Source organism: Aurantiacibacter suaedae (genome assembly GCF_005434915.1).
GTDB lineage: Bacteria > Pseudomonadota > Alphaproteobacteria > Sphingomonadales > Sphingomonadaceae > Alteraurantiacibacter > Alteraurantiacibacter suaedae.
Genome location: NZ_SKCG01000002.1, coordinates 712,197 through 736,697, shown reverse-complemented (window position 1 = coordinate 736,697; position 24,501 = coordinate 712,197). Strand labels below are relative to the sequence as shown.

Below are 24,501 nucleotides of genomic sequence, written 5' to 3'. Positions count from 1 at the left end.
GGGGTAACCGACGTTATTCCAACGGTCTTTATAGTTAAAAAGCCGGTAACCAAGCCGGCGAATTGGGGGCAACAATGGCGACATCCACCACGCAGTCACTCTCCGCGTTCGTCGCGCGGCAGCCGAAGTTCCACTTCTGGCTGCTTTCCTCGCTTGGCGTGGTGGTTTTCGCCTCCTCTTTTCTGTCGCACGACAAGCGCGGCCTGCTCTATTACGACGAGCCGAGCGCACTTCTTGCAGACGATCTGGCATTGATGCCCGAATATGTAACTGGCGGATTTGGTAGCCGACTCGCCAATGGCCCTTATGGCGGCGGTGAACGGCCGGCCGGTTTCCGCCGTGCAATCGGTCCGCGCGATCCCGGCTTTGCAGGAGCGCCGTCGGCGGCTCCGGGTGGCGCAATCGCTCCTGCGGGCACACCAGTGCCTGCATCCCTCGCAGAGGGGCCTGGCCCCGCGCTGGCGTCCGGCCCGGCAACCGGCGGCAGCCCGTTAGGCCTTCCCGCTTTCGGCGATGGAGGCTTTGCCCCCACTCCGATCGGCTTTGTGCCCGCAGGTGATGGCGGCAGCAGTGGCGGCAGCAGCAGTGGCGGCGGGGGCAGCACGAGTGGCGGTACCAGCAGCACTAGCGGTGGTAGCAGCAGCGGTGGCGGTACGCCTGATCCGGTGGTTCCTGCCGTGCCGGAGCCTGCAAGCTGGCTGATGATGATCATCGCTGTGTTCACGCTGGGATCGGCGATCCGGCGCGGCCATGAGGATCGCGCGCCCGTGGCGGCCTTTTGAGCACCGTCTAGAGTGATTTAATTACCAAAAGAACGAACTTCCGGCGGTTAAAACACCTTTATTGACGAGCCATCGATGACGATCCGGCCCATCCGTTCGAGAACATCCAGACCGATGAGCGAATGCGGCACACGATCATCGGCAACCACCGCCTGCACATCTGACAAGACTATGCCCGAAATTGTCAGGCGATCGATCGAGGCCTGACCGACTGCAACTTTACCGTTGGCCGTGTGCAGCCGGGTCACAGCACCAGCGACAACAGCTGCGGCCCCGGCATCCGAGCTGCGCAGCACCGTCGTTGTCGCGCCCGTATCGACCAGGAACCGGGTCTCCACACCATTTACCTCGGCAGCGAGGAAGAAGAAGCGAGCTCCCGGAGGCTTGGATGCGATGGTGATCGGATGGCCTAGCGCGGGCGAATCGCGGCTGTCATGCGTGCCCGCAAACCCCGCGTTAACCTTATTTCCGAATAAAACGCCGCTCGATGGGTCGTCAAACGCCACAAGGCCCATGGCGAACGACAAGAGGATTGACAGCGGGGCGAGCGCATTTGTCATGGCTACGACCTAAGCCAAAATCGTTAACAAAACGTATCTTCGCCCTCCCGTCGCAGATCATCACGACCGACGGCGAGACGCCACTTCATCAGCCAGAACGGCCTAACTCTCGCTCGCTTGCTCGGCATCGTGCCGCTTTTGCAACGCTATCGTGCGGCGGTGCTGCAAGCCGCAGAAAATCAGGAAGATAAGTGCGGCGACCAACAGGTCGATGCCAGCCCTTAAGTAAGGTGAGCGTGCCGAGGCGAGATCGGCGAACAGCACATAGGTCGGCTGGTGAACACGATAGCCAGCGTTGCGATAGAGCGTACGCAGCTCTCCGCGCGCGGCATCATGCCGCAGCACACCTTCGAAACGCCGCCTTTCGGGTGGACCAGCCTTTCGCTCGCCTATCTCGACAAACAGCGTAATCGCATCGTCGCTGACCGGATCGAGCACCGGCGCAACCCACAGCGTCTTGCCGGAAAACAGCAGACGGTCCTCGAAAAAGCCGATCCTGCCGTATTGGAGCGTGCCGTCCATCACCACGCGCCCTTCGATTTTTTCGTCCGTTCTGAGGTCAGCAAGGGTGATCGGGAGCGGCTTTTCGCGGATCCCGACGATGGTCAACGACAGTGAGGCGACTCCCGCCGCGCACAGCGCCAGACCACCCGCGATCCACGCGAGAAAACCCCTCATCATCCGGCTGCGGTGCAGCGCGGCTTCGTAAGTCTTGAGCTTCGGGTTGGAACGCGCCTTGCGCAGCCTGTAAAGCAGCGTCAGCGTGATCGGCGAAGTTAGCAGCAATGTGATGACGGTGAGCGTGACAATCGGCCAGCTCGCATCGAAGCGCGCGAATTGCCATTCGATCAGCCGGGCGACGAGGCCCCGGTATTCGACCAGCTGCCAAGACAGAAAAGTCAGCACGATTGCCGCCCAGATGACGCCAATCAGCCCAATGACCCCCGTGCGAACATAGGTGTTCGCCTGTGTTGTATCACCCTGTGAGATAGAATCGCCTCCGGAAGCTCGCGCTCTATGGTGTCTGGTTGGAAATGGATAGGCTGCCGCGTGCGCTCGGCCCCCAGCCCTGCTGGTACCGGATGGCGCCATCTTGCCGCATTTCCCTCAGGCTCCGTTCGAGTTCTGCCTCAACCTTTTCTTTTACGAGCAACTGTCTAGCAAAGTTCCGCTGAGTCTGACGAGAAGAATTGATCCTGTCCACGGCAAGGACAGTCCATTTTCGACCTTCAAGCATCAGGTCTCGTCCCGGCGCGACGGTCTCGAGCCAATCGGGCTTGTGTTCGAGCCGTGCGGTGTCGACCACGAGTGTACGATCGTTGTCGGGCGAGCGCAGCGTGAGCAGACGGCGCTGGCCGAGCAGATGGCCGTTGTTCGCCATGAACTGCTCGATCTCCGCGTCAGATACCGTGCCCAACTTTTCAGAGAGGCTGCGCCGCAGGGTATCCACCAGCAGCTCCTCGCGCGCGCGCCGCTCGGCGAAGTGGAAATCGGGATCCCGATCGAGCCCGCGCTCCAGCGCCATTTGCGCCAGCAGCTTGCGGTCGACCAGCTGTTCTAGCGCATCGTTCGCCGCCGCCCGGCCCTCGGCAGCATCGGTGCGATTGCCGAGATCGAACTCGTGGTTCAATTCGGCCTGCGTGATCGCCTCACCATCGACGTTCGCGAGCACTTGCCCGTCGACCTCGGGTGGACCGCAAGCGACCACCAGCACCAGCAACGGCGCCGCCAGCCCATATTTCGTCAGCTTGCAAATGGTTCGATCCGGCCGCATTCTGCCCCCATGAAGACGATTTACGATTTCGTGTCCGTCGGCATCTTCGTTTTTGTCGCCTTCGTCTACCTCCAGCGGTCGGTGAAGCGGCCGCCATGGAAAGACAATACCTTCGACTATGTCCTGTGCGCGGTCGGCTGCGCGGGTGGCAACTGGCTTGGCAACGAAGGCTATCAGGCTGTCGCCATCGCCTTGCTGATGCTGACCGTAATCTATTTCGTCGTCCGCCTGCGCCCGTTCAGGCGCGCCTAGGGCTGCCCGAAAAAGACTTGCCGCCCGCGCGCACCGGAAAGCTCAACCATACGCCGCGCAAAAGCCGCGAGCGTGGGGACCGAGCTTGCAAGATCCTCAGCAGGCATCGAGAGGCGCAGCAGCACGCCCTCGTCCACCCGCCAGTGCCCGATACCCCGCGCAACGGCGAGCCGCTGCCCCCACAAAGACTGCGCGAAGACATCGCTTATCCGCGCCCAGTAGAGCACCGCTTCTCTGCGGCTACCCCGTTCGGCGAGCATGATATTGCCCGGCAGCGGATGCGCGGCAATCGGCAGGTCGCGCTCCTGCACCTCGAGGATATCGAAGCCCGAGGCGGTGTAGCAGATCTCCGGCCGGTGAAGCTGGAAGGTGTAGTCCTGCCGCGCGCCATAGGCCATCACCAGCGTGATCGGCGGCTGCTCGGGGTGAACGAAGGCCTTGATCGCCAATTCGTCATAGACCCGGTCGCTGAGCAGATCGGGCGAAGGGAGGATGACTTCCTGCGGGGCGACCGCCCGCCAGCCATCCACCTGTTGCGGCAGTACGCTGGTGGGATCGAACCCGATGTCGGTGCCGGGCCTGAGCCTCACGGCCCCCGCCGCCGCGCCGAACAGGCCAAGGCATCCGCCCAATATCACGGTACGCCGGTCAGGCATGGCGCGCTCTGTCGATCAGGCGCAGGCCCTCGCGCAAGGCCCGGTCGGCAGCAAGGAACAGCCCGAGCGCAATCGAGAAGCTGAGCAGCCCCGCAACCGGGTGAACCACGGTGTCGAGCACCGGCGCACCGAACCTGTCGACCGCAAGGATCAGCACGACCACGCGCAGGATGTTCGCGCCCCAGGCAATCGGCACCGCGAGCGCCACGCACAGCACGGTGCGCCGCCAGTCGCGCCCGCGATACCAGTAGGTGAACAGCAGCACGAAGGCGACCAGCGTGATGGTGGAACTGGTCCCCGCGCAGGCCGCTTCCAGCGCGAGCCTGAACTGGTTTACGAAGATGCTGGTCCGGTCATAGGCAACGTCGAGCCCCAGCACGTCCGCCAGCCACACCGCTGAGGCAGCCATTTCCGCGCGCAGCCGCTCGGTCATGATGGTCGACAGCGAATAGGGCAGCGGCACCGCCAGGCCGAGAAAGATCAGCGGGAAGCGGCAGGCCCAAACGATGGCCCCGCCGCGCCAGACCCAAAGCGCCAGCACGCAGCCCGCCCAGGCGCAGACAGCCATCAGCAGCACAAAGCCGATGGCGCTCGCGAACACATATCCGAGCGAAACCACGACCAACGCGGCCAGCGCCGGGAGAAGAGGCCCCGTCGCGATGAGCGCCTCGTGCTGCTCGAGCGTCTGCGCGGTGGTCCACAGCCCAAGCAGCAGGATCAGCGGGGTGAGCGATCCCGCCTCGGTGTTCCAGTCTCGCTGCGACAGCGCCACCAGCGCCGGAAGGCAATAGGCCGCCATGCCCAGAGGCACGAACCAAGCGGCATTGTTCCAGCGAGGCAGGGCGCGGATCGCCTCCATCGCCTATTTGAGCGGCATGATCCGGTCGATAATGTAGGCCGCCGCTTCCTGCGGGCTCATCTCCACCGTATTCACGCGGATCTCGGCGTTCTCGGGCGCTTCATAGGGGCTGTCGATACCGGTGAAGTTCTTCAGCTTGCCTTCCCGCGCCTTCTTATAGAGACCCTTCACGTCGCGCTGTTCCGCCACTTCGAGCGGGGTATCGACGAACACCTCGAGGAACTCGCCTTCGGGCAACAGGTCGCGCACCATCTGCCGCTCGGCACGGAACGGCGAGATAAAGGCGGTGAGCACGATCAAACCAGCATCGGTCATCAACTTGGCGACCTCGCCCACGCGGCGAATATTTTCCACCCGGTCGGCATCGGTGAAGCCCAGATCCTTGTTCAGGCCGTGGCGAATGTTGTCGCCGTCGAGCAGGAACGTGTGTCGGTTCATCAGGTTGAGGCGTTTCTCCACCTCGTTGGCAATGGTCGACTTGCCCGAGCCGGAAAGACCGGTGAACCACAGCACCTTGGGCGCCTGGTTCTTGAGCTTGGCGTGCTCCTCGCGGGTGATGTCGACCGCCTGCCAGTGAACGTTCTGGCTGCGGCGCAGCGAGAAGTGCAGCATCCCGGCGGCGACGGTGGCGTTGGTTACCTTGTCGATGAGGATGAAGCCGCCGAGCTGCCGGCTGTCGGCATAGGATTCGAACACCAGCGGCTTGTCGGTGGTGACCTCGGCCACGCCAATCGAATTGAGCGCCAGCGTCTTGGCCGCGAGGTGCTCCATCGTATTGACGTTGACCTCGTACTTCGGCTCGGCAACCGCGGCCGAGACCGTCTGCGAGCCGAGCTTCAGCCAATAACCACGGCCCGGCAGCAGTGCCTCGTCGTCCATCCACACCACGGTGGCCTCGAACTGGTCGGCCACTTCAGGCGGGTTGTCGGCGACAGCGATCACATTGCCGCGCGAACAGTCGATCTCGTCAGTCAGCGTCAGCGTGACCGACTGGCCCGCCACCGCTTCGTCGACGTCGCCGTTGTAAGTCACGATCGAGCGGACATGGCTGGTCTTGCCCGAGGGCAGCACGCGCACCGCATCGCCCGGCTTCACCGCGCCGGTGGCGATCTGGCCCGAGAAACCGCGGAAGTCGAGATTGGGGCGGTTGACCCATTGCACCGGCATACGGAACGGCTTTTCCGCATCCTGCGCGCTCAGCACTTCGACCGTTTCGAGATGCTCGATCAGGCTCGGGCCTTCGTACCAGGGCGTGTTCTCGCTGGGGGCGACGGTGATGTTGTCGCCCTTGAAGCCCGAGATCGGCATCGCGGTGAAGCTTTCGATGCCGATTTCCTCGGCGAACTTCGCATAGTCCGCCACGATCTTGTCGAACACTTCCTGCGAATAATCGACCAGGTCCATCTTGTTCACCGCGAGGACGATGTTCTTGATGCCGATCAGGTTGCAGATGTACGAATGACGCCGTGTCTGCACGAGCACGCCCTTGCGCGCGTCGATCATCACCACGGCCAGGTCGGCGGTGGATGCGCCGGTGACCATGTTGCGGGTGTACTGTTCGTGGCCGGGGCAATCGGCGACGATGAACTTGCGCTTCTCGGTGTTGAAGAAGCGATAGGCGACGTCGATGGTGATGCCCTGCTCGCGCTCGGCAGCGAGGCCATCGACCAGCAGCGCGAAGTCGATCTCGCCGCCTTGCGTGCCCACTTTCTTTGAATCGTTGGTCAGCGCGTCGAGCTGATCCTCGAAGATCATCTTCGAATCGTAAAGCAGCCGGCCAATCAGCGTCGACTTGCCATCATCCACGCTGCCGCAGGTGATGAAGCGCAGCATGGTCTTGTGCTGATGCTGTTCGAGATAGGCGTCGATGTCCTCGGCAATGAGGGCGTCGGTCTTGTAAATGGCGTCCGACATCAGAAATAGCCCTCCTGCTTCTTCTTCTCCATCGAGGCGTCACCGCCGTCCTTGTCGATCACGCGGCCCTGCCGTTCGCTGGTAGTGGTTAGCAGCGTTTCCTGTACCACGTCGGCCAGCGTATTGGCCGTGCTCTCCACCGCGCCGGTCAGCGGGAAACAGCCGAGCGTGCGGAACCGAATCGAGCGCATCGTGATCTCGGGCAATGTGCCCATCGCCTCTTCGAGGCGTTCGAGATCGTCGGCCATGAACAGGCCACCTTCGTATTCGTAAGTGGGCCGCTCTTCCGCAAAGTAGAGCGGAACGATCTCGATCTGCTCCTTCATGATGTACTGCCAGATATCCAGCTCGGTCCAGTTCGAGATCGGGAAGCAGCGGATACCCTCGCCCTTCTTCTTGCGGGCATTGTAGAGGTTCCACAGTTCGGGCCGCTGGTTCTTCGGGTCCCAGCCATGGGTGGAGGTGCGGAAGCTCATCACACGCTCTTTCGCGCGGCTCTTCTCCTCGTCGCGGCGCGCACCGCCGAAAGCAACATCGAAGCCATATTTGTCGAGCGCCTGCTTGAGCCCTTCTGTCTTCCACATGTCGGTGTGGAGCGGGCCGTGCTGAAACGGGTTGATCCCGCGCTGCTGCGCTTCAGGGTTTTGATAGACCAGCAGTTCCATCCCGGCCTCTTGCGCCGCTTTCTCGCGCAGCTCGTACATGGCCTTGAACTTCCAGGTCGTATCGACATGGAGCAAGGGGAACGGCGGAGGCGAGGGATAGAAGGCCTTCTTGGCAAGATGCAGCATCACCGCTGAATCCTTGCCGATGGAATAGAGCATCACAGGTTTGTCCGCCTCGGCGGCAACCTCGCGCATGATATGGATGCTCTCCGCTTCGAGCCGTTCGAGATGGGTCAGACTGGTCATGCGAGGCCTTGTATTGTTGCACTGCACAATCGCAAGGGAATTTCCTTGGCAGTCGCGCGAATAGAACGTCTCTGCCGGGTTTGCCGCATCGCTGGCAATGCATGCGTCACCCTTGCGCCGTTTCGGGCCACTCTGCCGGAAGGCGAACTTGCCCTCGCCGCAGACAAGGCCCAGATGGGTGCCTAGAGAAAAGCCGCCGGGAGGCAAACCTAGTTTGCTTTTGCCCCGGCAAACCCTGACTTTGCCCAACGAGAGACACGCCATGCTGATGCCCCTGCACGAAAACCGCCTTGCCGCCTTGCGCCGCGAACTGGCTAACCGCGGGCTCGACGGCTTTGTCCTGCCGATCAGCGACGAATACCTGTCCGAATATGTCGGCGCCTATGCCCAGCGCTTGCAGTGGCTCACGGGTTTCGGCGGCTCGGTCGGCAGCGTCGCGGTTTTGGCCGACAAGGCCGCGATCTTCGTCGATGGGCGCTACACCATTCAGGTGCGCGATCAGGTCGAGGCGAAGCTTTACGAATACAAGTCGGTGCCCGCCGATTCGCTCGCAAAATGGGTAGCCGACAATAGCGAGGCTGGCGCGAAGGTCGGCTACGATGGCTGGCTGCACACGCGCAGCTTCGTTCGCGCGCTGGAGGCAGCGCTGGCGAAAAAGGGTGCGACCGCCGTGCCGGTGGAAAGCAACCCGATCGACGCCGTGTGGGACGACCAGCCCGAGCCCTCACCGGCGCCGGTGTTCGTGCAGGATGAAGAGCTGGCGGGCCGGTCAAGCGCCAGCAAGCGCGCGGAGATCGCCGAGTGGCTGAAAAGCGAAGGCCACGACGCGGTTGTTATCAGCGCGCTCGATTCCATCGCCTGGGTGCTCAACGTGCGTGGGCGCGATGTCGAGCATACGCCGGTCGCCCTGTCGTACCTGACGCTGTTCGCCGATGGCACTGCCGACTGGTTCATCGCCCCCGACAAGGTCCCGCCAGAAGTGGGCGCGGCGCTCGGCAATGCAGTGCGCCTGCGCCCACGCGAGGAGTTTGCCGAGGCGCTAGGTGAGCTGGCGGGCAAAAAGGTCGCCACCGATCCGCAGCGCTCGGTCGCGGCGATCTTCGATGCGCTCGACAGCGCCGGGGCCGAGGTCGTGGCGGCGCAGGATCCTGCCGTTTTGCCCAAGGCGATCAAGAACGAAGCCGAGCAGGCCGGACACCGCGCCGCCCAAGCGCGTGACGGGGTGGCCGTGGCCCGCTTCCTTCACTGGCTCACTGTCGAGGGGCCGCGGGGTACGATCGACGAGCTTTCGGCCGCCGCCCGCCTGCTGGCCTTCCGCAAGGAATGCGGCGACCTGCGCGATCTCTCGTTCGACACCATCTCGGCCTCCGGGCCAAACGCAGCGCTCGCCCACTACCGGGTCAGCGAGGAAACCAACCGCCGCCTCGAACCGGGCAGCGTCTATCTGGTCGATTCGGGCGGCCAATATCCCGATGGCACCACCGATATTACCCGCACCGTGTGGATCGGCCCCGGCGAACCGCCGCAGGAGGTGCGCGAGCGCTTTACCCGAGTGCTCAAGGGTCACATCGCGCTCGATACCCAGACCTTCCCCGCTGGCACCACCGGCGGCCAGCTCGACAGCCTCGCGCGGCAGTTCCTGTGGTCGGCCGGGCTCGACTACGCCCACGGCACGGGCCACGGCGTCGGCGCGTTCCTGGCGGTCCACGAAGGGCCGCAGCGAATTTCCAAGGCCAAGGGCGGGCAGGCCGGTAGCGAGCAGGAGCTGGTCGCGGGGATGATCCTCTCGAACGAGCCGGGATATTACAAGGCCGGCGAATACGGCATCCGGATCGAGAATCTGGTGCTGGTCGGCCCGCGCACAATCGCAGACGCCGACGAAGGCGAATGGCTCGGCTTCGAAACGCTGACCTTCGCTCCACTTGACCGGTCCATGGTGGAACCCGCTTTGCTGAGCGAGCGCGAGATCGGCTGGTGGAACGATTATCACGCCCGCGTGCAGGAAGTGATCGCCCCGCAACTCGAAGGCGAAGCGCGCGATTGGCTGATCGACGCCTGCCGGCCGCTATGACCGCCCACCGTCTCGAAGCGCATCCGGTCCATCTCGATGCACACAGCAGCGCGCTGGTGCAGCCGGAATTCCCGCAAGGCGCCGAAGCCATGCAGTGGTACGAGGACTACGCCCGCCGCAGCAAGGCCGACGGTGCGAAGGGGCGGCTGGTTGCGGCCCATGCCTTCACCGAGGACTGGACCGCGTGGGAAATGCACCCGGCCGGCGACGAACTGGTGCTGTGCCTCGAAGGCCGGATGCTGTTGGTGCAGGAACTGGCCGAGGGCACCGTGGCGCGTACCGAGCTGAACGCGGGCGACTATGCGATCAATCCCGCGGGCGTCTGGCACACAGCCGACGTGCGTGAGCCGGTGCGCGCGCTGTTCATCACCGCTGGCATCGGCACCGAGCACCGCCCGCGCTGAGGGACCGCACCAGCGGGCGAAAATGCTGGCCGCTGCATGAACCGGCAGCTCGCACCGCGACAAATGACGACAAAATTGGCCTTCGCAGGCATAAACCTGCGACATACAAGGCCTAGGTCAAGGACAAGGACAACAAGCCGCAGCCTCCATCCTCCCATCCCATCTCGGCTGTGGCTTGTTGTCCGATCAAACCTTCGGGAGTTCTTGTATAATGAAGACTTTTCCCATCTCGCTGGCGATTGTCGCAACCGCCGCCGCTCTGGCCGGAACCGCAGCCATGGCGCAGGATCGTGGGGCACAACGCACCCCGCAAACCCGCGCCCAGGCCGAAGCGCGCGCCACTGCCATGTTCGACCGGCTCGACGTCAACGCCGATGACCAGCTCTCGCCAGCCGACCGCGAGGCTGCCGAGCGCAAGCGCTTCGATGAAGCCGATACCGACGGCAACGGCCAGCTCAGCTTTGCCGAAGTGACGGCTCAGCGCGAGAAGCGCCAGCAAGCCCGCACAGAACGCCGCGAGCAGCGCTCCGAACGCATGGCCGCGCGCGGCGGAGAGGCACGCGGCGCACGCCAGCGTGCAGGGATGCGTATGATGCGCGGCGAAGGCGGGTTCGGCGGGCGGATGCTTCAACGCGCCGATACCGATGGCAGTGGCGCAGTCAGCCGCGCCGAGTTCACCGCCGCAGCGCTGGCCCGCTTCGATGCCGCCGACAGCAACGGCGACGGCACGATCTCGGCAGAGGAACGCCGCGCAGCCCGGGCCGACCGGCGCGGAATGGGCCGTTCGCCGATGCCGACAGAGCGCCCCGCCTCGCGATGAACGACCAGCCGACCCGGCTTTTGCTGGTGGATGACGAAGCCAGCCTGAGAGAGCCTCTGGCCGACTATCTGTCGCGCCAGGGGTTCCTGGTGGAGCAGGCGAGCGACGCGGCCAAGGCACGCGCAGCTCTGCTGGTCACCACCCCCGACCTTGTCCTGCTCGACATCATGATGCCGGGCGAGGATGGCATTTCGCTGTGCCGCCACCTCACTGAAAGCAAGGATCTGCCGGTGATCTTCCTCACCGCGCGCGGCGAGGCGACCGACCGCATCGTCGGCCTAGAAATCGGGGCGGACGACTATGTGGTAAAGCCGTTCGAGCCGCGCGAGCTGGTTGCCCGAATCCGCTCGGTGCTGCGCCGGGCCGCCCGCTCCGGCGAGGCAGCGCCAGCCAGCGAGGCGCTGTATGCCTTCGATGGATGGCTGCTCGATCCGCTAAAGCGCCGCCTGACCGACCCCGAAGGCAGCGTGGTGCCGATTTCCTCGGCCGAGTTCCGGCTGCTTTCTGCCTTCCTCGACCATCCGCGCCAGGTGCTCGATCGCGACCGGCTGCTCGACATGGTGCAGGGCCGCGAGGCGCACCTGTTCGACCGCGCTGTAGACAATCAAGTCTCGCGCCTCAGGCGCAAGATGGAAGCCGACAGCCGCGATCCCAAGCTCATCCAGACTGTCTGGGGCGGCGGCTACCGGCTCGCCTGCGATGTCGAGCGCGTGGCCCCAGCCAAGGTCGAGGGCTGATCGCTTCCATGCCCGCCATGCACCGCTTCCTCCCGCGCAGCCTGCTCGGGCAGATGCTCCTCGCGGTGGCGCTGGCGCTGCTGGCGGCGCAGACGCTGTCCGCCGTGCTGATCTACCGCGCCGACCACCAGCGCCGCGAGGCTGCGCTGATCAGCTCGCTCGCGTTCCAGCTGGTGTCCGACCCCCGCTTCGAATTCCGCGAGGGCAACAATGGCCGCGACGGGCGCCGGGGCCGCCGCAAGATCCGCATCGAACGCACGCTGGAAACGCCGCTGCGCAAGGGCGAACTGCACGACATGGAGCGTGAAGCCGCGCTGCGCGATGTACTGGTCGCCCAGGACATCGCGATTGAAAGGCTGGTTGTCCTCTCGCGCGACGTCGCGGATGACGACTACGTGATGCGCGGGCGCGCCGGTCCGGTATCCGGCCGTGACGGGCGATGGTCGCTCGACGGTGACATGCTGATCGCTGGCCTCAAACGCACGGGCGAGAATGAGTGGCTGATCGCGCGCGTACCCCGGCCCGAGCACAATATGCGTGCGCTCGGCGGACTGATCGTTCAGACGCTGCTGCTCTATATCGTGCTGGTTGGCGGGCTCGCGTTCCTGCTGCGCCGCATCACCCGCCCGCTCGCCGCTTTGACCGAGCGGATGAGCCGCTTTGCCGGACGCGCCGAAGGTCTGGAACCTCTGGAGCCGTCCGGCCCCGAGGACACCCGCGCGCTGATCGCCGCCCACAACGAGATGGAAGCGCGCATCGCCGCCCTGCTTGACGAGAAGGACGTGATGCTGGGCGCCATCGGACATGACCTCAAAACGCCGCTGGCTGCGCTGCGCGTGCGGATAGAAAGCGTCGACGACGAGGCCGAGCGCGCGAAGATGGCCGGCACCATCGAGGATATCACCCATTCGCTCGACGATATCCTGTCGCTAGCGCGCGTCGGCCACGCGAAGGACCCGCTTGAGAAGACCGACCTTGCCGCGCTCGTCTCTTCCGTGGTGGAGGAATACGAGGATCTGGCCGAACCGGTAGAACTGGGCGAGACGATGCGCATCGCCCTGCCGTTGCGCGCCACCTGGCTGCGGCGCGCGCTGCGCAACCTGATTGACAATGCCCTGCGCTATGGCGGCGCGGCTGAAGTCTCGCTGGCCCGCGAGGATGGCTACGCCGCGATCCGCGTGGCCGATAACGGCCCCGGCATTCCCGAAGGCGAGATCGCCGCCATGTTCGAGCCCTTCGCGCGCGGTGAGGCCTCGCGCAACCGCACTACCGGCGGTGCAGGCCTGGGCCTGACGCTGGCCCGCGCCATTGCCGAACAGCATGGCGGCTCGCTGTCGCTGGCGAACCGGGTGGAGAATGGCGAAGTCGTGGGCCTGGTTGCTGAGCTGCGCCTGCCCCACGGCAGCTAACGCATCAGCCCGCCGATCAGGTTGCGCACGAAGCGGCCTGCAATCGGCCCCGCAAGGTCGGTGGCGAGCGAACCCAATCCCGAGCTTGCGGCCGTTGCAGCGGGCTTGGCCCGGCTTTTCTTGCCGACAATCGCTGCCGCCGCCACCGAGGCGGCAGAGCCTGCTGCGGCACTGGCGGCACTTTTCATCGCCTTGCCCCAGATGCTGGTGCTCTTGCGGCTCCGCTTGCTTACCTCCTCACGGCCCTTTTCCTCGACCTCTTCCGCCGTCTCGGCAGCATCGGCAGCCTTGGCGGCGAGCAGTTCCTCGGCGCTCTCACGGTCGATCCGTTCGTCATAGACGCCCTGATGCGGGCTGACCGACTGGATACTCGCTCGCTCCTTTGAACTCACCGGCCCCAGCCGCGAGCGCGGCGGCTTGATCAGCGTGCGCTGGACGATGGTGGGGGCGCCGTCCTCATCCAGCGTCGAGACCAGCGCCTCGCCGGTGCGCAGTTCGGTGATCGCGATCTCGACATCGAGATCGGGGTTGATGCGGAAGGTCTCCGCCGCCGCCTTGATCGCGCGCTTGTCCTTCGGGGTGAAGGCGCGCAGCGCGTGCTGCACCCGGTTGCCGAGCTGCCCGGCGATTTCCTCAGGAATATCGATCGGGTTCTGCGTCACGAAATAGACGCCCACGCCCTTTGAGCGGATCAGGCGAACCACCCGTTCGATGGTATCCTGCAAAGCCTTGGGGGCATCGTTGAATAAGAGGTGCGCCTCGTCGAAAAAGAACACCAGCTTGGGCTTTTCCGGATCGCCCACTTCGGGCAGCGTCTCGAACAGCTCGGCCAGCAGCCACAGCAGGAAGGTGGCATAGAGCTTGGGGCTGCTCATCAGCTTGTCGGCGGCGAGCACGTTGATCATGCCGCGCCCCTGCTCGTCCAGCGTCAGAAAATCGTCGATTTCGAGCGCGGGTTCGCCGAAGAAGTGGTCGGCCCCCTGCGCCTCGAAGCTCAAGAGCTGGCGCTGGATCGCCCCGACCGACTGCTTCGACACATTGCCATATAGCCCCGAAAGCTCGCTGGCATTATCGTAGGCCCACGCCAGGATTGCGCGCAGGTCCGCGAAGTCGAGCAACAACAGCCTGTTCTCGTCGGCATAGCGGAACACGATCTGGAGCACGCCTTCCTGCGTCTCGTTCAGGTCAAGCAGGCGGGCGAGCAGCAGCGGGCCCATCTCGGTGATCGTCGTGCGGATCGGGTGGCCCTGCTCGCCGTAAAGATCCCAGAACACCACCGGATTATCCGAATAGGCATAGTCATCCATGCCCAGTTCCTTCGCGCGGCTTTCCAGCTTGTCGGCATGTTTGAAAGTCGGAGATCCAGGCATGGCGATGCCCGAAAGGTCGCCCTTCACATCGGCGAGAAACACCGGCACGCCCACGGCGGAGAAGCTTTCGGCAAGGCCCTGCAAGGTCACGGTCTTGCCGGTACCGGTCGCGCCCGCGATCAGCCCGTGGCGGTTGGCCCGCGCAAGGTTAAGCGCCTGCCTGCCGCCCGCCAGATCCTTGCCGATAAAGATGTCATCCATGTCGCTTCCGATCGTTAACCGCGCGCTGGAGCGGGAAACTGGCGGGGGTGCCCCTTGCGGTCAAGCGATAGACTTACACCGCGAACACGTTAGATGAGGCGCGATGGACCGCAGCCAACCCTTTGTCCTGCTTGACGATGCCCGCAACTCGGGCGCGAGCGATGCCCAGCTGTTTTCCGCCCCGCGCGAGGTGTTCGTGGCGCGGCGGCCGCAGCAGGTGATGGAAACGCTCGCAGCGGCGGAGAAGGCGCGCAGCGAACACGGCGGGCATCTGGTCGGCTACCTCGCTTACGAGGCCGGTCTGGCTCTGGAAAGCAAGCTTGCCGCGCGGGCACCTTCGCGCGCAGGCGCCGCCGGGCCGCTGGTGTGGTTCGGCCTGTTTGACGAGCCCGAGGTGATTCCGGCGGGCGAGGTCGAAGTTTGGCTTGCGGCGCAGGCCGAGGGCAGCGCCTCGATCGGGCCGCTCGAACCGCAGGTTTCGACCGGGGCCTATTGCCAGGCGTTCGAGCGCCTGCAGGAGGCGATCCGCGCGGGCGATATCTATCAGGCTAATCTCACCATGCCGCTGGCAGGCCCGGCACAGGGCGATCCGCTGGCACTCTATGCCGCGATCCGCCCCACGGCGGCGGCGGGCTATGGCGGGCTGGTGTTCGACGGGTCGGACTGGCTGCTCTCGTTCAGCCCCGAGCTGTTCTTCACGCTGAAAAGCGGCGCGGTAAAGCTGAAGCCGATGAAGGGCACCCGCCCGCGCGGCGCGGCGCCCGAGGAAGATGCCGCACTCGCCGCGGAACTCGCCGCCTCGGTGAAGGACAAGGCCGAGAACCTGATGATCCTCGACCTGATGCGCAACGACATCAGCAGGGTATCGGAAGCGGGCAGCGTCGAGGTCGAGCAGCCCTTTGCGATCGAGACCTATCCCACTGTTCACACCATGGTTTCGACCGTGCGCGCGCAGCTCTTGCCGGGCAAGAGCGCGGTTGACCTGCTGCGGGCGGTCTATCCCTGCGGCTCGATCACCGGCGCGCCGAAAATCCGCGCGATGGAGCTGATCGACGAAGTGGAGCGCGACGCGCGCGGGCCGTACTGCGGCGCGATCGGACGGATCGGGCCGGGCGGGGACGCCGCCTTCAACGTAGCCATCCGCACCGTGCGGCTCACCCCCGGCGAGAACCAGCGCCACAAGGCCGTGCTCGGCGTAGGCGGAGCCATCGTTGCCGATAGCGAAGCCATGGCCGAATGGCGCGAATGCCTCGTGAAAGGTGCTTTCGTGCGCGGCCCGGCGGGCGGGCACGACCTGATCGAATCGATGCGCTTCGATCCCGAAAGCGGCATCGAATATCTGGACCTGCACATCGAGCGAATCGGGGCCAGCGCCAAGGCACTAGGCTTCGCCTTCGACCGGCACGAGGCGCGCAACCGCATTCAGGCGCTGTGCTTCGAATTGGAGACCCCGGCCAAGCTGCGGATGTTGCTCTCGCGCGGCGGGGCGCTGGCCTTCGAGGCGCAGGAACTCGGCACCACTGCGCCCGCCGACCCGCAACTGTGCGTGGCGCTGCCGCTGCCCGTGGTCACCGGCGACTGGCGTCTGCGCCACAAAACAACTGACCGCGGCTTTTACGACGATGCGCGCAAGGTTGCCGCCGCTACCGGGGCGCACGAGGCTCTGTTCGTGCGTGACGACGGGTTGATCACCGAAGGCTGCTTCTCCAACATCTTCGTCGAACGCGGTGGTAAGCTGCTCACCCCGCCGCTGCATCTCGGCCTGTTGCCCGGCGTGCTGCGCCGCGCGCTGATCGAGCAGGGCCGCGCCAAAGAGGCCGAGCTGACGCTAGACGACCTTGCGGACGGATTCCTGCTTGGCAATTCGGTGCGCGGGCTGATGAAGGCACAGCTCCACTCATGACCACGCCCCCGCTCAGCGCCGCGCTTTCGCGGATCGAAGCCTCGCCCACCACCGTAATGACCGACCGCGCGATGGAACTGCGCGCCGAGGGCCGCGACATCATCTCGCTTTCGGTGGGCGAGCCCGACTTCAACACTCCCGCCCATGTGATCGAGGCGGCCAAGGCCTCGCTCGATGCGGGCGACACGCGCTACACCGCCGTGATGGGCACCGCCCGCCTGCGCCAGGCCGCGACGCTTCACTTCGAACGCGATCTCGGCATTGCAACCGATCCGGCGCAGGTGATCGTCAGTGCCGGGGGCAAGCAAGCGCTGTTCGAAGCGATCTGCGCCACCGTTTCGGCAGGCGACGAGGTGATCGTGCCCGCGCCCTGGTGGGTCAGCTATCCGCAGATGGTGCGCTTTGCCGGGGGCACGGTGGTGCCGCTAATGACCTGCGCCAAGGACAATTTCTGTTTCCGCCCCGCCCAGCTCGAAGCGCTGATTACCCCGCGCACCAACTGGGTCATCCTCGGCAGTCCGGGCAACCCTACCGGCGCGGTCTATCCCGCCGCGATGCTGCTCGGTATCGCCGAGGTACTGCGCCGCCACCCGCAGGTGATGGTGCTGAGCGACGATATCTACGCCCCGCTCAACTACACCGGCGAACCGCACGCCACGCTCGCCAACCTATGCCCCGATCTGGCCGACCGCATCTGCACGATCTCGGGTGTTTCTAAGAGCCACGCGATGACGGGCTTTCGCATCGGCCTTGCGACCGGCCCGAAGTGGCTGATCGACGCCATGGGCAAGCTGCAAAGCAATTCCTCGGGCAACCCCGCCGCGACCAGTCAGGCTGCCGCCGTCGCCGCGCTCGAAGGGCCGCAGGACTTCCTCACCGAATGGCGCGAGACCTTCCGTCAGCGGCGCGATCTGGTGGTCTCGGCGATCAACGCCATCCCCGGCCTCTCGGCCCCCGTTCCCGATGGCGCGTTCTACTGCTTCATCGACGCGACACCGCTGATGGAGCGCTTCGACGGCGACGATACCAAGCTGGCGCTGCACCTGCTGGAGCATGGCGTGGCGGTGGTCTCGGCCAGCGCTTTTGGCGGTGGCAACGGTTTCCGCATCAGCTTTGCCGCGAGCGAAGAGGTGCTGAGCGAAGCCCTGCGGCGGATCGAATCGGCGCTGAGCTAAGGCTCCCTTTCTGCGCGAACACGGACAATCCTTCGACAAGTTCGCGCCGAGAGGTGTAAGGGGCCTTCCGATATGAACATCCCCATTCTCTACGAAGACGGCGAAGCGCTTGTGATCGACAAGCCCGCCGGCCTACCCATCGACATTCCGCGCAAGGGCGGCCACGCGCTGGTGAAAGAGCTGTCGACCCTGCGCCTAGGCTTCCAGCGCGAGCCGAGCCCGGTCCACCGGCTCGACACCGACACCTCTGGCTGCCTGCTCCTGGCTCGCAATGCCAAGGCCCACGTCCGCTTCGCCGCCGCTTTCGAGCAGCGGCTGGTCGGCAAGGTCTATCTCGGCATCGTCGCGCGCTCGCTGGACGAGGAAGAGGGCACCATTGCGCTGTCGCTTTCCAAGATCAGCAGCGCCGAGAAGGGCTGGCGCATGATCGCGGCCAAGAAAGGCAAGCCCGCCGTCACCCATTGGCGCAAGCTCAAGGAGCTGGACGGCGGCCTCACACTGGTCGAATTCCGCCCCGAGACCGGACGCACGCACCAGATCCGCGTTCACGCGCAGCTGGGGCTTGGCGCGGCGCTGCTGGGCGATCCGGTTTATGGCCATAAGGATGCGCGCGCCGGGCGCACCATGCTCCACGCCAGCGCCCTGACGGTACAGCGCGAAGGCAAGACCCCGATTACCGCCGAAGCCCCGCTGCCCGCCGACTTTGCGAAGCTGGGGGCCTGACACCATGGGCGCGATCATCGATCGGGCCATGGCGCAGGCGCAGGAAAGCTTCATCGCCGCCTCCGGTCCCGGTGGGCAGAACGTCAACAAGGTGGCGACCGCCGTGCAGCTGCGCGTGAATATCTACGCGCTCGGCCTCACCCCGGCGGTGTTCCACCGGCTGAAAGCGCTGGCAGGCAGCCGGATGAGCGCGAGCGGCGACATCATTCTCGACGTGCGCAGCCACCGCACGCAGGAAGCCAACCGCCGTGAGGCGCGCGAACGACTCGCGGCGATGATCGAGCAAGCGCTGAAGGAACCGAAGAAGCGCGCCAAGACACGGGTCAACCGCGTCGGCAAAACTCAGCGGCTGAAGTCGAAAAAAGCGCATGGCGCGAAGAAGGAAATGCGCGGCAAGATCGACTGGTGAAGCACGCCAATGCTTGACTCAGATGCGATTCTCCACCATGGGCCGCGATCAACGGGCGGCGCTCTGGCGTCGCCCCTTTGTTTTCGGGCCGCCCTGGCCCCATCAAACCTTTGAGAGCAAGACCATGGCGAAGCCTGCAACCATCAAGATCCGCCTGAACTCGACCGCCGGGACCGGCCACTTCTACGTGACCAAGAAGAACCCGCGCAACCACACCGAGAAGTTCACCTTCCGCAAGTACGATCCCGTGGCGAAGAAGCACGTCGAGTACAAGGAAGGCAAGATCAAGTAAGCTGACGGCTGAACCTTAACGCTGGGGAACCTCAGCAGTTCAGTGACAGTTCAATGCGGAACCACTAGGAAACACCGCATGAACAGCTTGATCCAATTCCGTCGCAAGCCACTGGCCGCCGCTTTCGCGGCGGCTTTTGCCTGTGCGCTTCCCGCCGCCGCCGTGCTCGCTGCGGCCCCCGCCAGCGCCCAGTCGCGGCAGGACGATCTCGACCGCGCCGTGGCCGCCCTGCGCGGCATCACCACGATGAAGGCCGATTTCACTCAGACCGGTCGCAATGGCCAAACTCTGCGCGGAAAACTTACCCTCAAGAATCCGGGTCGCATCCGGTTCGAATATTCCGACGATGTGAACATGCTGGTGGTTTCCGACGGCAGCGCACTGACGCTGGTGGACTATGACGTACAGCAGCTCGAACGCTGGCCGATCACCAATTCGCCGCTCGGCGCATTGCTTGATCCGAATCGCGACGTGCGCCGCTTCGGCAAGCTGCTGCCCACCACCAATCGCAACGTGATCAGCATAGAGGTGAGCGATCCATCTCGCCCCGAATATGGCACCATGACGCTGGTGTTCGTCCGCAACGCCTCGGCACCGGGCGGGTTGCAACTCACAAGCTGGGTCGCGCTCGATGCGCAGAACACGCGCACTACGGTGCGCCTCAGCAACCAACGCTTTGGCATGGCGGTGAGCAACTCCACCTTCACCTATCGCGATCCGCGCCGCCGCACTCGTCGCCCGGGCTGAACACCTCAGGGTCCAGCAGTTGTATAGAAGCGACAAAATGCGCGTTCCGTTCATTGGCGCGACAGACAGCTAGACCTATATCTATTTCTGCAAGCACGGCTGATCGGCGGGTTTCTCCCCCCTGTTGACCCTCCGTCTGAATTACGGCCTGCTTGCCTGCGTGACGAACGCAAGAACGAACCCCCGTCTCACCGCCCCCGGGACGGGGGTTTTTCTTGCCCGTCGTCCAGCCAGACCTGGCACCCGGCTTGTCGCCCGGCCAATGCCGACCTAAAGCCCTTGGCCATGTCTGCCCCCACCCTTTCCGTCGCCAGCTGGAACATCAACTCGGTGCGCCTGCGTATGCCGCAGGTGGCCCGCTTCCTAGCCGAGAACGCGCCCGACGTGCTGTGCCTGCAGGAGATCAAGTGCATGGAGCACCTGTTCCCGCGGCAGGCCTTCGTCGACCTCGGCTACGAGCACATCGCGCTGACCGGCCAGAAGGGCTACCACGGCGTGGCGACAGTCAGCCGCATTCCTTTGCGCGACTATGCCCGGCACGACTGGCAGGATAACGGCGAGGCGCGCCATGTAGGTGTGGAGCTGCTCGGGCCTGCCGAGGGGCTGGTTCTCGAAAACGTCTATATTCCCGCCGGCGGCGATCTGCCCGACCGCGAGAAGAACCCGAAATTCGGCCAGAAGCTGGACTTTATTGGGCGGATGACGCGCTGGTCGGAAGGCATCGAGCGCCCCACGCTGCTGGTGGGCGATTTCAATATCGCCCCGCTCGATTGCGACGTTTACGACCACAAGGCGCTGCGGAAGGTGGTCAGCCACACGCCGATTGAGGTGGAGACGCTCGGCAAGTTGCAAGCGGCGCACGAGTGGGTGGACCTTGGCCGCAAACATATCCCGGCACCCGAGCGCAACTACACCTGGTGGTCTTACCGCACCTACTGGCAGGGCAAGGATCGTGGGCGCCGCCTAGATCACATGTGGGCCTCGCCCGATCTTGCGGCGAAGAGCACAGGGCACACCATCGCCGAACACACCCGCGAGTGGGAAAAGCCGAGCGACCACGTGCCGATCATAACGGAGTTCGCGCTCTGAGCAGCCCATCGCCTTCCCGCCGCGCGGCGCAGGCGGTCGATGCCCTGCGCCACGGCTGGCCGATAGCGATCGATGGCGCGCCGATACTGCTGCCGATCGAGACCGGGCTCGCTCCGGCGGCAAGCGCGTCGCGCCTGCTGATCTCGACCGCGCGGGCGGAGACTCTGCGGCTCACCAACCAGCGCGAGGCCGCGCGGGGCAGCGACCCGGTGCTCATACGCGCCGGCGAACCACTTGATCTGGAATCCGCGCTGCCCGTAGTCGACCCCTCGCTTGATCTCGACAGGCCGATGAAGGGGCCTTTCCTTGCCGAAGAGCTGCCCTGGCGGCGCGAGGCCGAGGTGGCGCTCGAACTTGCGCGGATCGCGGGGATTCTTCCGGCATTCATGGTTGCTCCCGAGCATGGCGGCGAGCCGGTTTCGCTTGAAGCGGGCGACCTTGCCGCCTTCGCCGACCCCGCCTCGCTCACCATCGCCACCCGCGCTCGCCTGCCGATCCACGCCAGCGAGCACGCGCGCATCATCGCCTTCCGCAGCGCCGATGACCTGCGCGAACATGTCGCGCTGGTGCTCGGCGAGCAGGATGGGGGCAAGGTGCCACTGGTGCGCCTGCACTCCGAATGCCTGACCGGCGACGTGTTCTCCAGCCTCAAGTGCGACTGCGGCCCGCAGCTTGATGCGGCGCTGGCAGCCATGGCCGATGAGGCCGCGCGAGGCGGCTGGGGCGCGGTGCTCTATCTGAGGCAAGAGGGGCGCGGGATCGGCATCATCAACAAGCTGCGCGCCTATCACCTGCAAGATGACGGCCATGACACGCTGGAGGCCAACCGCCGCCTCGGCCTGCCCGAGGAAGCCCGTGACTTTCCGGTCGCGGCGAGGATGCTCGAACTGATGGGCGTGAACGCGGTGCGGCTGATGACCAACAACCCGGAGAAAGTTGCCGCGCTCGAAGCCGCCGGGGTGACGGTGAAAGAACGCGTGCCGCACCAGTTGCCCGCGAATCCGCACAACGCTTACTATCTCGACACCAAGCGCGATAAGGCCGGGCACCTGTTGCGGTGAGTTGGACCATCCGCCCGGAACGCGCTGGCGACGAAGCGGCAATCGCCGCCCTCACGCAGCGCGCTTTCGCCGGGCATCCTCATTCCGATGGCAGCGAGGCCGAGATGATCGCGCGCCTGCGACGCGATGAGGATTTGCTGCTTTCGCTGGTGGCGGAAGATGGCGGCGAGATTATCGGCCAGGTCACCTATTCGCGCGCGCACCTGTCCACTGGCGATGATGGCTGGATGCTCCTCGGCCCTATCAGCGTCGCGCCGACGCGACAGAAGGAAGGCATTGGTCGCGCGCTGACCGAAGCGGGCGAGGCCGCGATAAGGAAAATGGGAGCGAAGGGGATCACCGTTCTGGGCGATCCACAGCTTTACAGCCGCTTCGGCTTTGCCCAACACACGCCGCTGCGGCTGAAAGGCGAATTGGCCGATTACCTTCAGGTCAAAAGCTTTGGCGCGGCTGTTCCCGAGGCGACTGTCAGCTTCGCGCCCGCCTTCGGCTGACCGGGCACATCAACGCAGCTGGCTGTCTTTCGAACCGCGCCGATTAAACGCGCTGTGCCGCACGGCGCTGTCACGGCCCGACTGGCAGCCGACGCAAGTGCGCACACCAGGCACGGCCTCGCGGCGTTTCTGCGGGATCGGTTCGCCGCATTCGTCGCAATATTCGGCGCTCTCGCCGCGTGGCATTCGTGCGCGTGCGGCGCTGACCGCGTCGCTCACCGTATCGTCGATCTGATCCTGCACCGCGCCATCGCGCGACCATCCACCGGCCATTGCCGCCTCCTTTTCACCAGCTTAATGTCGGAAGGCGGCGGCAAAATTGCAAGGTTTGCGCGGCCTTAGCGCTCCTCGAACGGCGTCAGACCCCGTCCCAGAGCATTCTCGCCGATACCCGAAAGTTCCCCTGACCAGTCAGCCACGAACACCGTGTTGCGGTCCACCCCCGTCGCCAGGCGGGCGTCGTTGCCAACCACGGTCAGCCCTGCCGAACTATGCTCGCGCGCTTCGGCGCCAACCGCGATGAAGGCGGAGTAGTTCTCCTTCGACTGACCTTGCACGAACCAATTGTTCAAGATCTGCCCGCTCGCGCCAGCGGGCAGGTCGATCATGTAGTTGGTGTTATTCCCATGCGAATCGTCGAAGCTGGAGGAGGCGATGTCCACCTGTGCCGCGCGCGATTTCACATAGTGTCCGCCCGCACCCTCCTCGAAACGGCTGCGGGTTATGCGCAGATGGCCGTAAGAGCCGGTGTAGACCGAATGGGCGCAGCCGCCCCCGCCTTCGCAGGTGCCGAGGCGGGTGAAGGTCGAACGGTCGATCACGATGCGCGAGGCCATGTCGCCCGCCGTCAGGATGCCTTGCTGGCTGTCGCGGAACCAGCTGTCGACCACCGTAAGGTTGCCCTGTTCGAGCCGGATGCCCGCTCCGTTGAAATCGGGCACTTTCATGTTCTGGAAGATCAGGCCCGAAACTTCGGCCCCCCGCCCGCGCAACACCAGCGCGGCCTTGCCCTCGCAAGTGACGGTGTCGAACACCGCCGAGCCCGGCTCGCTGGCGAGATAGGAAATTTGCCCGCGTTCCTGCACCGCGCACTGGCCATAGCGGCCCGGCGCAATGGCAATCGCCCCCTCACCGTCGCCGATGGCGTTGACCGCGTCCTGCAACCGCTCGAAGCCCTGCCCGGTCGCGACCACAGTGAATGCGGATTCGCTATCCTGCGCGGTGAGCGTTGCGGCGGGCAGCGCAACCAAGGCAGCAACACCAAGAATTGCGAAAGGCGCGATCATGGCGCGCGGCGAAGGGAGGCGGCGAGTCTGGGTCATCACCCGACAAGCTTAGAACACAATAGTTAATCTGCTGGAAACGATGATGCGGCTCAGCGACGGCCGGACTTTTTCCGTGCGCGCTTGAAGGCCTCCAGATCCTTCATGTCCACGATCTCGCTACGAGCCATCATCCAGCGGATCATGGCCACAGCCCAGCCGGCCACCAGCACGAGGAAAGCGCCAGTCACCGCGAGCATGATATCCGGCGCGAGGCTAGCCGCGCTGAGGGCAACAAAGCCCGCAGTCGGCAGCGCAAGGAGCAGCATCCATAAGGCCAGCCCGCGCCAGCCCGCGCCGTTGCGCGGGGTGATCTGCACGATCCAGCCGTGGCGGATGCACACATAAGGTTTGTCTTCGTCACGCATGTCTCACTCCTCCTTGGCAGGCCGCCCCCGCCGGGGCCGTTCACTGATCGCAGGCCTGATTCCGCGCCGTTCGAGCGCTTCGCGCAGCAGCACCTCGATCTCGGCGTTCACGCTGCGCAGCTCCTGCGCCGCCAATCGCTCAAGGCAATCGTGCAGCGCAGGGTCCAGCCGCAGGGCAAAGGCTTTGCGGGCTGCCAT

The 24,501-nt window shown here is 64.9% G+C and carries 28 protein-coding genes; 16 read left to right on the top strand and 12 right to left on the bottom strand.

Annotated features, from left to right (window positions below):
- Positions 1-74 precede the first annotated feature (74 nt).
- A complete protein-coding gene (locus E0473_RS15465) occupies positions 75-782 on the top strand; it encodes a hypothetical protein (protein ID WP_137680686.1) in 708 nt (235 codons plus the stop codon).
- Between the two features lie 47 nt (positions 783-829).
- Here E0473_RS15465 and E0473_RS09920 read toward each other — a convergent pair whose 3' ends face one another.
- The 3 genes from E0473_RS09920 to E0473_RS09910 all read right to left on the bottom strand — a co-directional run bounded on the left by E0473_RS09920 (position 830) and on the right by E0473_RS09910 (position 3,062).
- Entirely contained in the window at positions 830-1,342 is a 513-nt protein-coding gene (locus E0473_RS09920; protein ID WP_137680685.1) for a retropepsin-like aspartic protease family protein, read from the bottom strand.
- A 102-nt stretch (positions 1,343-1,444) separates the two neighbouring features.
- A complete protein-coding gene (locus E0473_RS09915; protein ID WP_137680684.1) occupies positions 1,445-2,248 on the bottom strand; it encodes a hypothetical protein in 804 nt (267 codons plus the stop codon).
- A 109-nt stretch (positions 2,249-2,357) separates the two neighbouring features.
- On the bottom strand, positions 2,358-3,062 hold the full coding sequence (locus tag E0473_RS09910) for a hypothetical protein (RefSeq protein ID WP_137680683.1): 705 nt from the start codon (positions 3,060-3,062) through the stop codon (positions 2,358-2,360).
- A 63-nt stretch (positions 3,063-3,125) separates the two neighbouring features.
- On the opposite strand from E0473_RS09910, the gene E0473_RS09905 reads away from it, so the two are divergent.
- A complete protein-coding gene (locus E0473_RS09905) occupies positions 3,126-3,368 on the top strand; it encodes an XrtV sorting system accessory protein (protein WP_137680682.1) in 243 nt (80 codons plus the stop codon).
- On the opposite strand, the gene E0473_RS09900 is transcribed toward E0473_RS09905, so the two are convergent.
- Genes E0473_RS09900 through cysD form a run of 4 tightly spaced genes read right to left on the bottom strand, consistent with a single transcriptional unit; the run spans position 3,365 to position 7,735 of the window.
- The gene (locus tag E0473_RS09900) at positions 3,365-4,024 is read right to left on the bottom strand and encodes an exosortase C-terminal domain/associated protein EpsI (RefSeq protein ID WP_137680681.1); all 660 of its coding nucleotides are present in this window, start codon (positions 4,022-4,024) and stop codon (positions 3,365-3,367) included. The two genes, E0473_RS09905 and E0473_RS09900, sit on opposite strands and share 4 nt — an antisense overlap.
- A complete protein-coding gene (locus E0473_RS09895) occupies positions 4,017-4,883 on the bottom strand; it encodes an exosortase/archaeosortase family protein (RefSeq protein WP_137680680.1) in 867 nt (288 codons plus the stop codon). Before E0473_RS09895 ends, E0473_RS09900 begins: the two co-directional genes overlap by 8 nt.
- 3 nt (positions 4,884-4,886) lie before the next feature.
- Positions 4,887-6,797 carry a sulfate adenylyltransferase subunit CysN gene (cysN, locus tag E0473_RS09890; RefSeq protein ID WP_137680679.1) on the bottom strand — a complete coding sequence of 637 codons (1,911 nt, stop codon included), beginning with the start codon at positions 6,795-6,797 and terminating at the stop codon, positions 4,887-4,889.
- Positions 6,797-7,735, bottom strand: a complete 939-nt coding sequence (cysD, locus tag E0473_RS09885) for a sulfate adenylyltransferase subunit CysD (RefSeq protein ID WP_421721784.1) — start codon at positions 7,733-7,735, stop codon at positions 6,797-6,799. The genes cysN and cysD overlap by 1 nt, the downstream gene beginning before the upstream one ends.
- A gap of 235 nt (positions 7,736-7,970) precedes the next feature.
- On the opposite strand from cysD, the gene E0473_RS09880 reads away from it, so the two are divergent.
- From E0473_RS09880 to E0473_RS09860, 5 genes are all read left to right on the top strand, one after another.
- Entirely contained in the window at positions 7,971-9,779 is a 1,809-nt protein-coding gene (locus E0473_RS09880) for an aminopeptidase P family protein (RefSeq protein ID WP_137680677.1), read from the top strand.
- Entirely contained in the window at positions 9,776-10,183 is a 408-nt protein-coding gene (locus E0473_RS09875; protein ID WP_137680676.1) for a cupin domain-containing protein, read from the top strand. Before E0473_RS09880 ends, E0473_RS09875 begins: the two co-directional genes overlap by 4 nt.
- A gap of 211 nt (positions 10,184-10,394) precedes the next feature.
- Positions 10,395-11,003, top strand: a complete 609-nt coding sequence (locus E0473_RS09870) for an EF-hand domain-containing protein (RefSeq protein ID WP_137680675.1) — start codon at positions 10,395-10,397, stop codon at positions 11,001-11,003.
- Complete coding sequence (locus E0473_RS09865) at positions 11,000-11,740, top strand: response regulator (RefSeq protein ID WP_137680674.1); 741 nt, start codon at positions 11,000-11,002, stop codon at positions 11,738-11,740. The genes E0473_RS09870 and E0473_RS09865 overlap by 4 nt, the downstream gene beginning before the upstream one ends.
- Before the next feature lie 17 nt (positions 11,741-11,757).
- A complete protein-coding gene (locus E0473_RS09860; RefSeq protein WP_137680673.1) occupies positions 11,758-13,149 on the top strand; it encodes an ATP-binding protein in 1,392 nt (463 codons plus the stop codon).
- On the opposite strand, the gene E0473_RS09855 is transcribed toward E0473_RS09860, so the two are convergent.
- Positions 13,146-14,720 carry a helicase HerA-like domain-containing protein gene (locus tag E0473_RS09855; protein ID WP_137680672.1) on the bottom strand — a complete coding sequence of 525 codons (1,575 nt, stop codon included), beginning with the start codon at positions 14,718-14,720 and terminating at the stop codon, positions 13,146-13,148. The two genes, E0473_RS09860 and E0473_RS09855, sit on opposite strands and share 4 nt — an antisense overlap.
- 103 nt (positions 14,721-14,823) lie before the next feature.
- On the opposite strand from E0473_RS09855, the gene pabB reads away from it, so the two are divergent.
- The 9 genes from pabB (at position 14,824) to E0473_RS09810 (ending at position 22,613) form a co-directional block, all read left to right on the top strand.
- Positions 14,824-16,623, top strand: a complete 1,800-nt coding sequence (gene pabB, locus E0473_RS09850) for an aminodeoxychorismate synthase component I (RefSeq protein WP_137680671.1) — start codon at positions 14,824-14,826, stop codon at positions 16,621-16,623.
- Entirely contained in the window at positions 16,620-17,798 is a 1,179-nt protein-coding gene (locus E0473_RS09845) for a pyridoxal phosphate-dependent aminotransferase (RefSeq protein ID WP_241657436.1), read from the top strand. Before pabB ends, E0473_RS09845 begins: the two co-directional genes overlap by 4 nt.
- Before the next feature lie 72 nt (positions 17,799-17,870).
- Positions 17,871-18,521 carry an RluA family pseudouridine synthase gene (locus E0473_RS09840; protein ID WP_137680670.1) on the top strand — a complete coding sequence of 217 codons (651 nt, stop codon included), beginning with the start codon at positions 17,871-17,873 and terminating at the stop codon, positions 18,519-18,521.
- Between the two features lie 4 nt (positions 18,522-18,525).
- The gene (arfB, locus tag E0473_RS09835; RefSeq protein WP_137680669.1) at positions 18,526-18,930 is read left to right on the top strand and encodes an alternative ribosome rescue aminoacyl-tRNA hydrolase ArfB; all 405 of its coding nucleotides are present in this window, start codon (positions 18,526-18,528) and stop codon (positions 18,928-18,930) included.
- A 124-nt stretch (positions 18,931-19,054) separates the two neighbouring features.
- Positions 19,055-19,222: a 50S ribosomal protein L33 gene (gene rpmG / locus E0473_RS09830; RefSeq protein ID WP_119593273.1), complete on the top strand. Its 168-nt coding sequence runs from the start codon at positions 19,055-19,057 to the stop codon at positions 19,220-19,222.
- Positions 19,223-19,300: 78 nt separating this feature from the next.
- Entirely contained in the window at positions 19,301-19,969 is a 669-nt protein-coding gene (locus tag E0473_RS09825; RefSeq protein ID WP_137680668.1) for a LolA family protein, read from the top strand.
- Positions 19,970-20,254: 285 nt separating this feature from the next.
- Complete coding sequence (locus E0473_RS09820) at positions 20,255-21,058, top strand: exodeoxyribonuclease III (RefSeq protein WP_137680667.1); 804 nt, start codon at positions 20,255-20,257, stop codon at positions 21,056-21,058.
- On the top strand, positions 21,055-22,119 hold the full coding sequence (ribA, locus tag E0473_RS09815; protein WP_137680924.1) for a GTP cyclohydrolase II: 1,065 nt from the start codon (positions 21,055-21,057) through the stop codon (positions 22,117-22,119). The genes E0473_RS09820 and ribA overlap by 4 nt, the downstream gene beginning before the upstream one ends.
- Positions 22,116-22,613 carry a GNAT family N-acetyltransferase gene (locus tag E0473_RS09810; RefSeq protein ID WP_137680666.1) on the top strand — a complete coding sequence of 166 codons (498 nt, stop codon included), beginning with the start codon at positions 22,116-22,118 and terminating at the stop codon, positions 22,611-22,613. The genes ribA and E0473_RS09810 overlap by 4 nt, the downstream gene beginning before the upstream one ends.
- A 9-nt stretch (positions 22,614-22,622) precedes the next feature.
- On the opposite strand, the gene E0473_RS09805 is transcribed toward E0473_RS09810, so the two are convergent.
- The 4 genes from E0473_RS09805 to E0473_RS09790 all read right to left on the bottom strand — a co-directional run bounded on the left by E0473_RS09805 (position 22,623) and on the right by E0473_RS09790 (position 24,501).
- Positions 22,623-22,886, bottom strand: coding sequence for a DksA/TraR family C4-type zinc finger protein (locus tag E0473_RS09805; RefSeq protein WP_137680665.1), 264 nt, complete (start codon positions 22,884-22,886; stop codon positions 22,623-22,625).
- Positions 22,887-22,951: 65 nt separating this feature from the next.
- Complete coding sequence (locus E0473_RS09800; protein ID WP_241657435.1) at positions 22,952-23,899, bottom strand: right-handed parallel beta-helix repeat-containing protein; 948 nt, start codon at positions 23,897-23,899, stop codon at positions 22,952-22,954.
- 89 nt (positions 23,900-23,988) lie between these two features.
- Entirely contained in the window at positions 23,989-24,303 is a 315-nt protein-coding gene (locus E0473_RS09795; RefSeq protein WP_137680664.1) for a hypothetical protein, read from the bottom strand.
- A 3-nt stretch (positions 24,304-24,306) separates the two neighbouring features.
- The gene (locus E0473_RS09790) at positions 24,307-24,501 is read right to left on the bottom strand and encodes a type II toxin-antitoxin system antitoxin (protein ID WP_137680663.1); all 195 of its coding nucleotides are present in this window, start codon (positions 24,499-24,501) and stop codon (positions 24,307-24,309) included.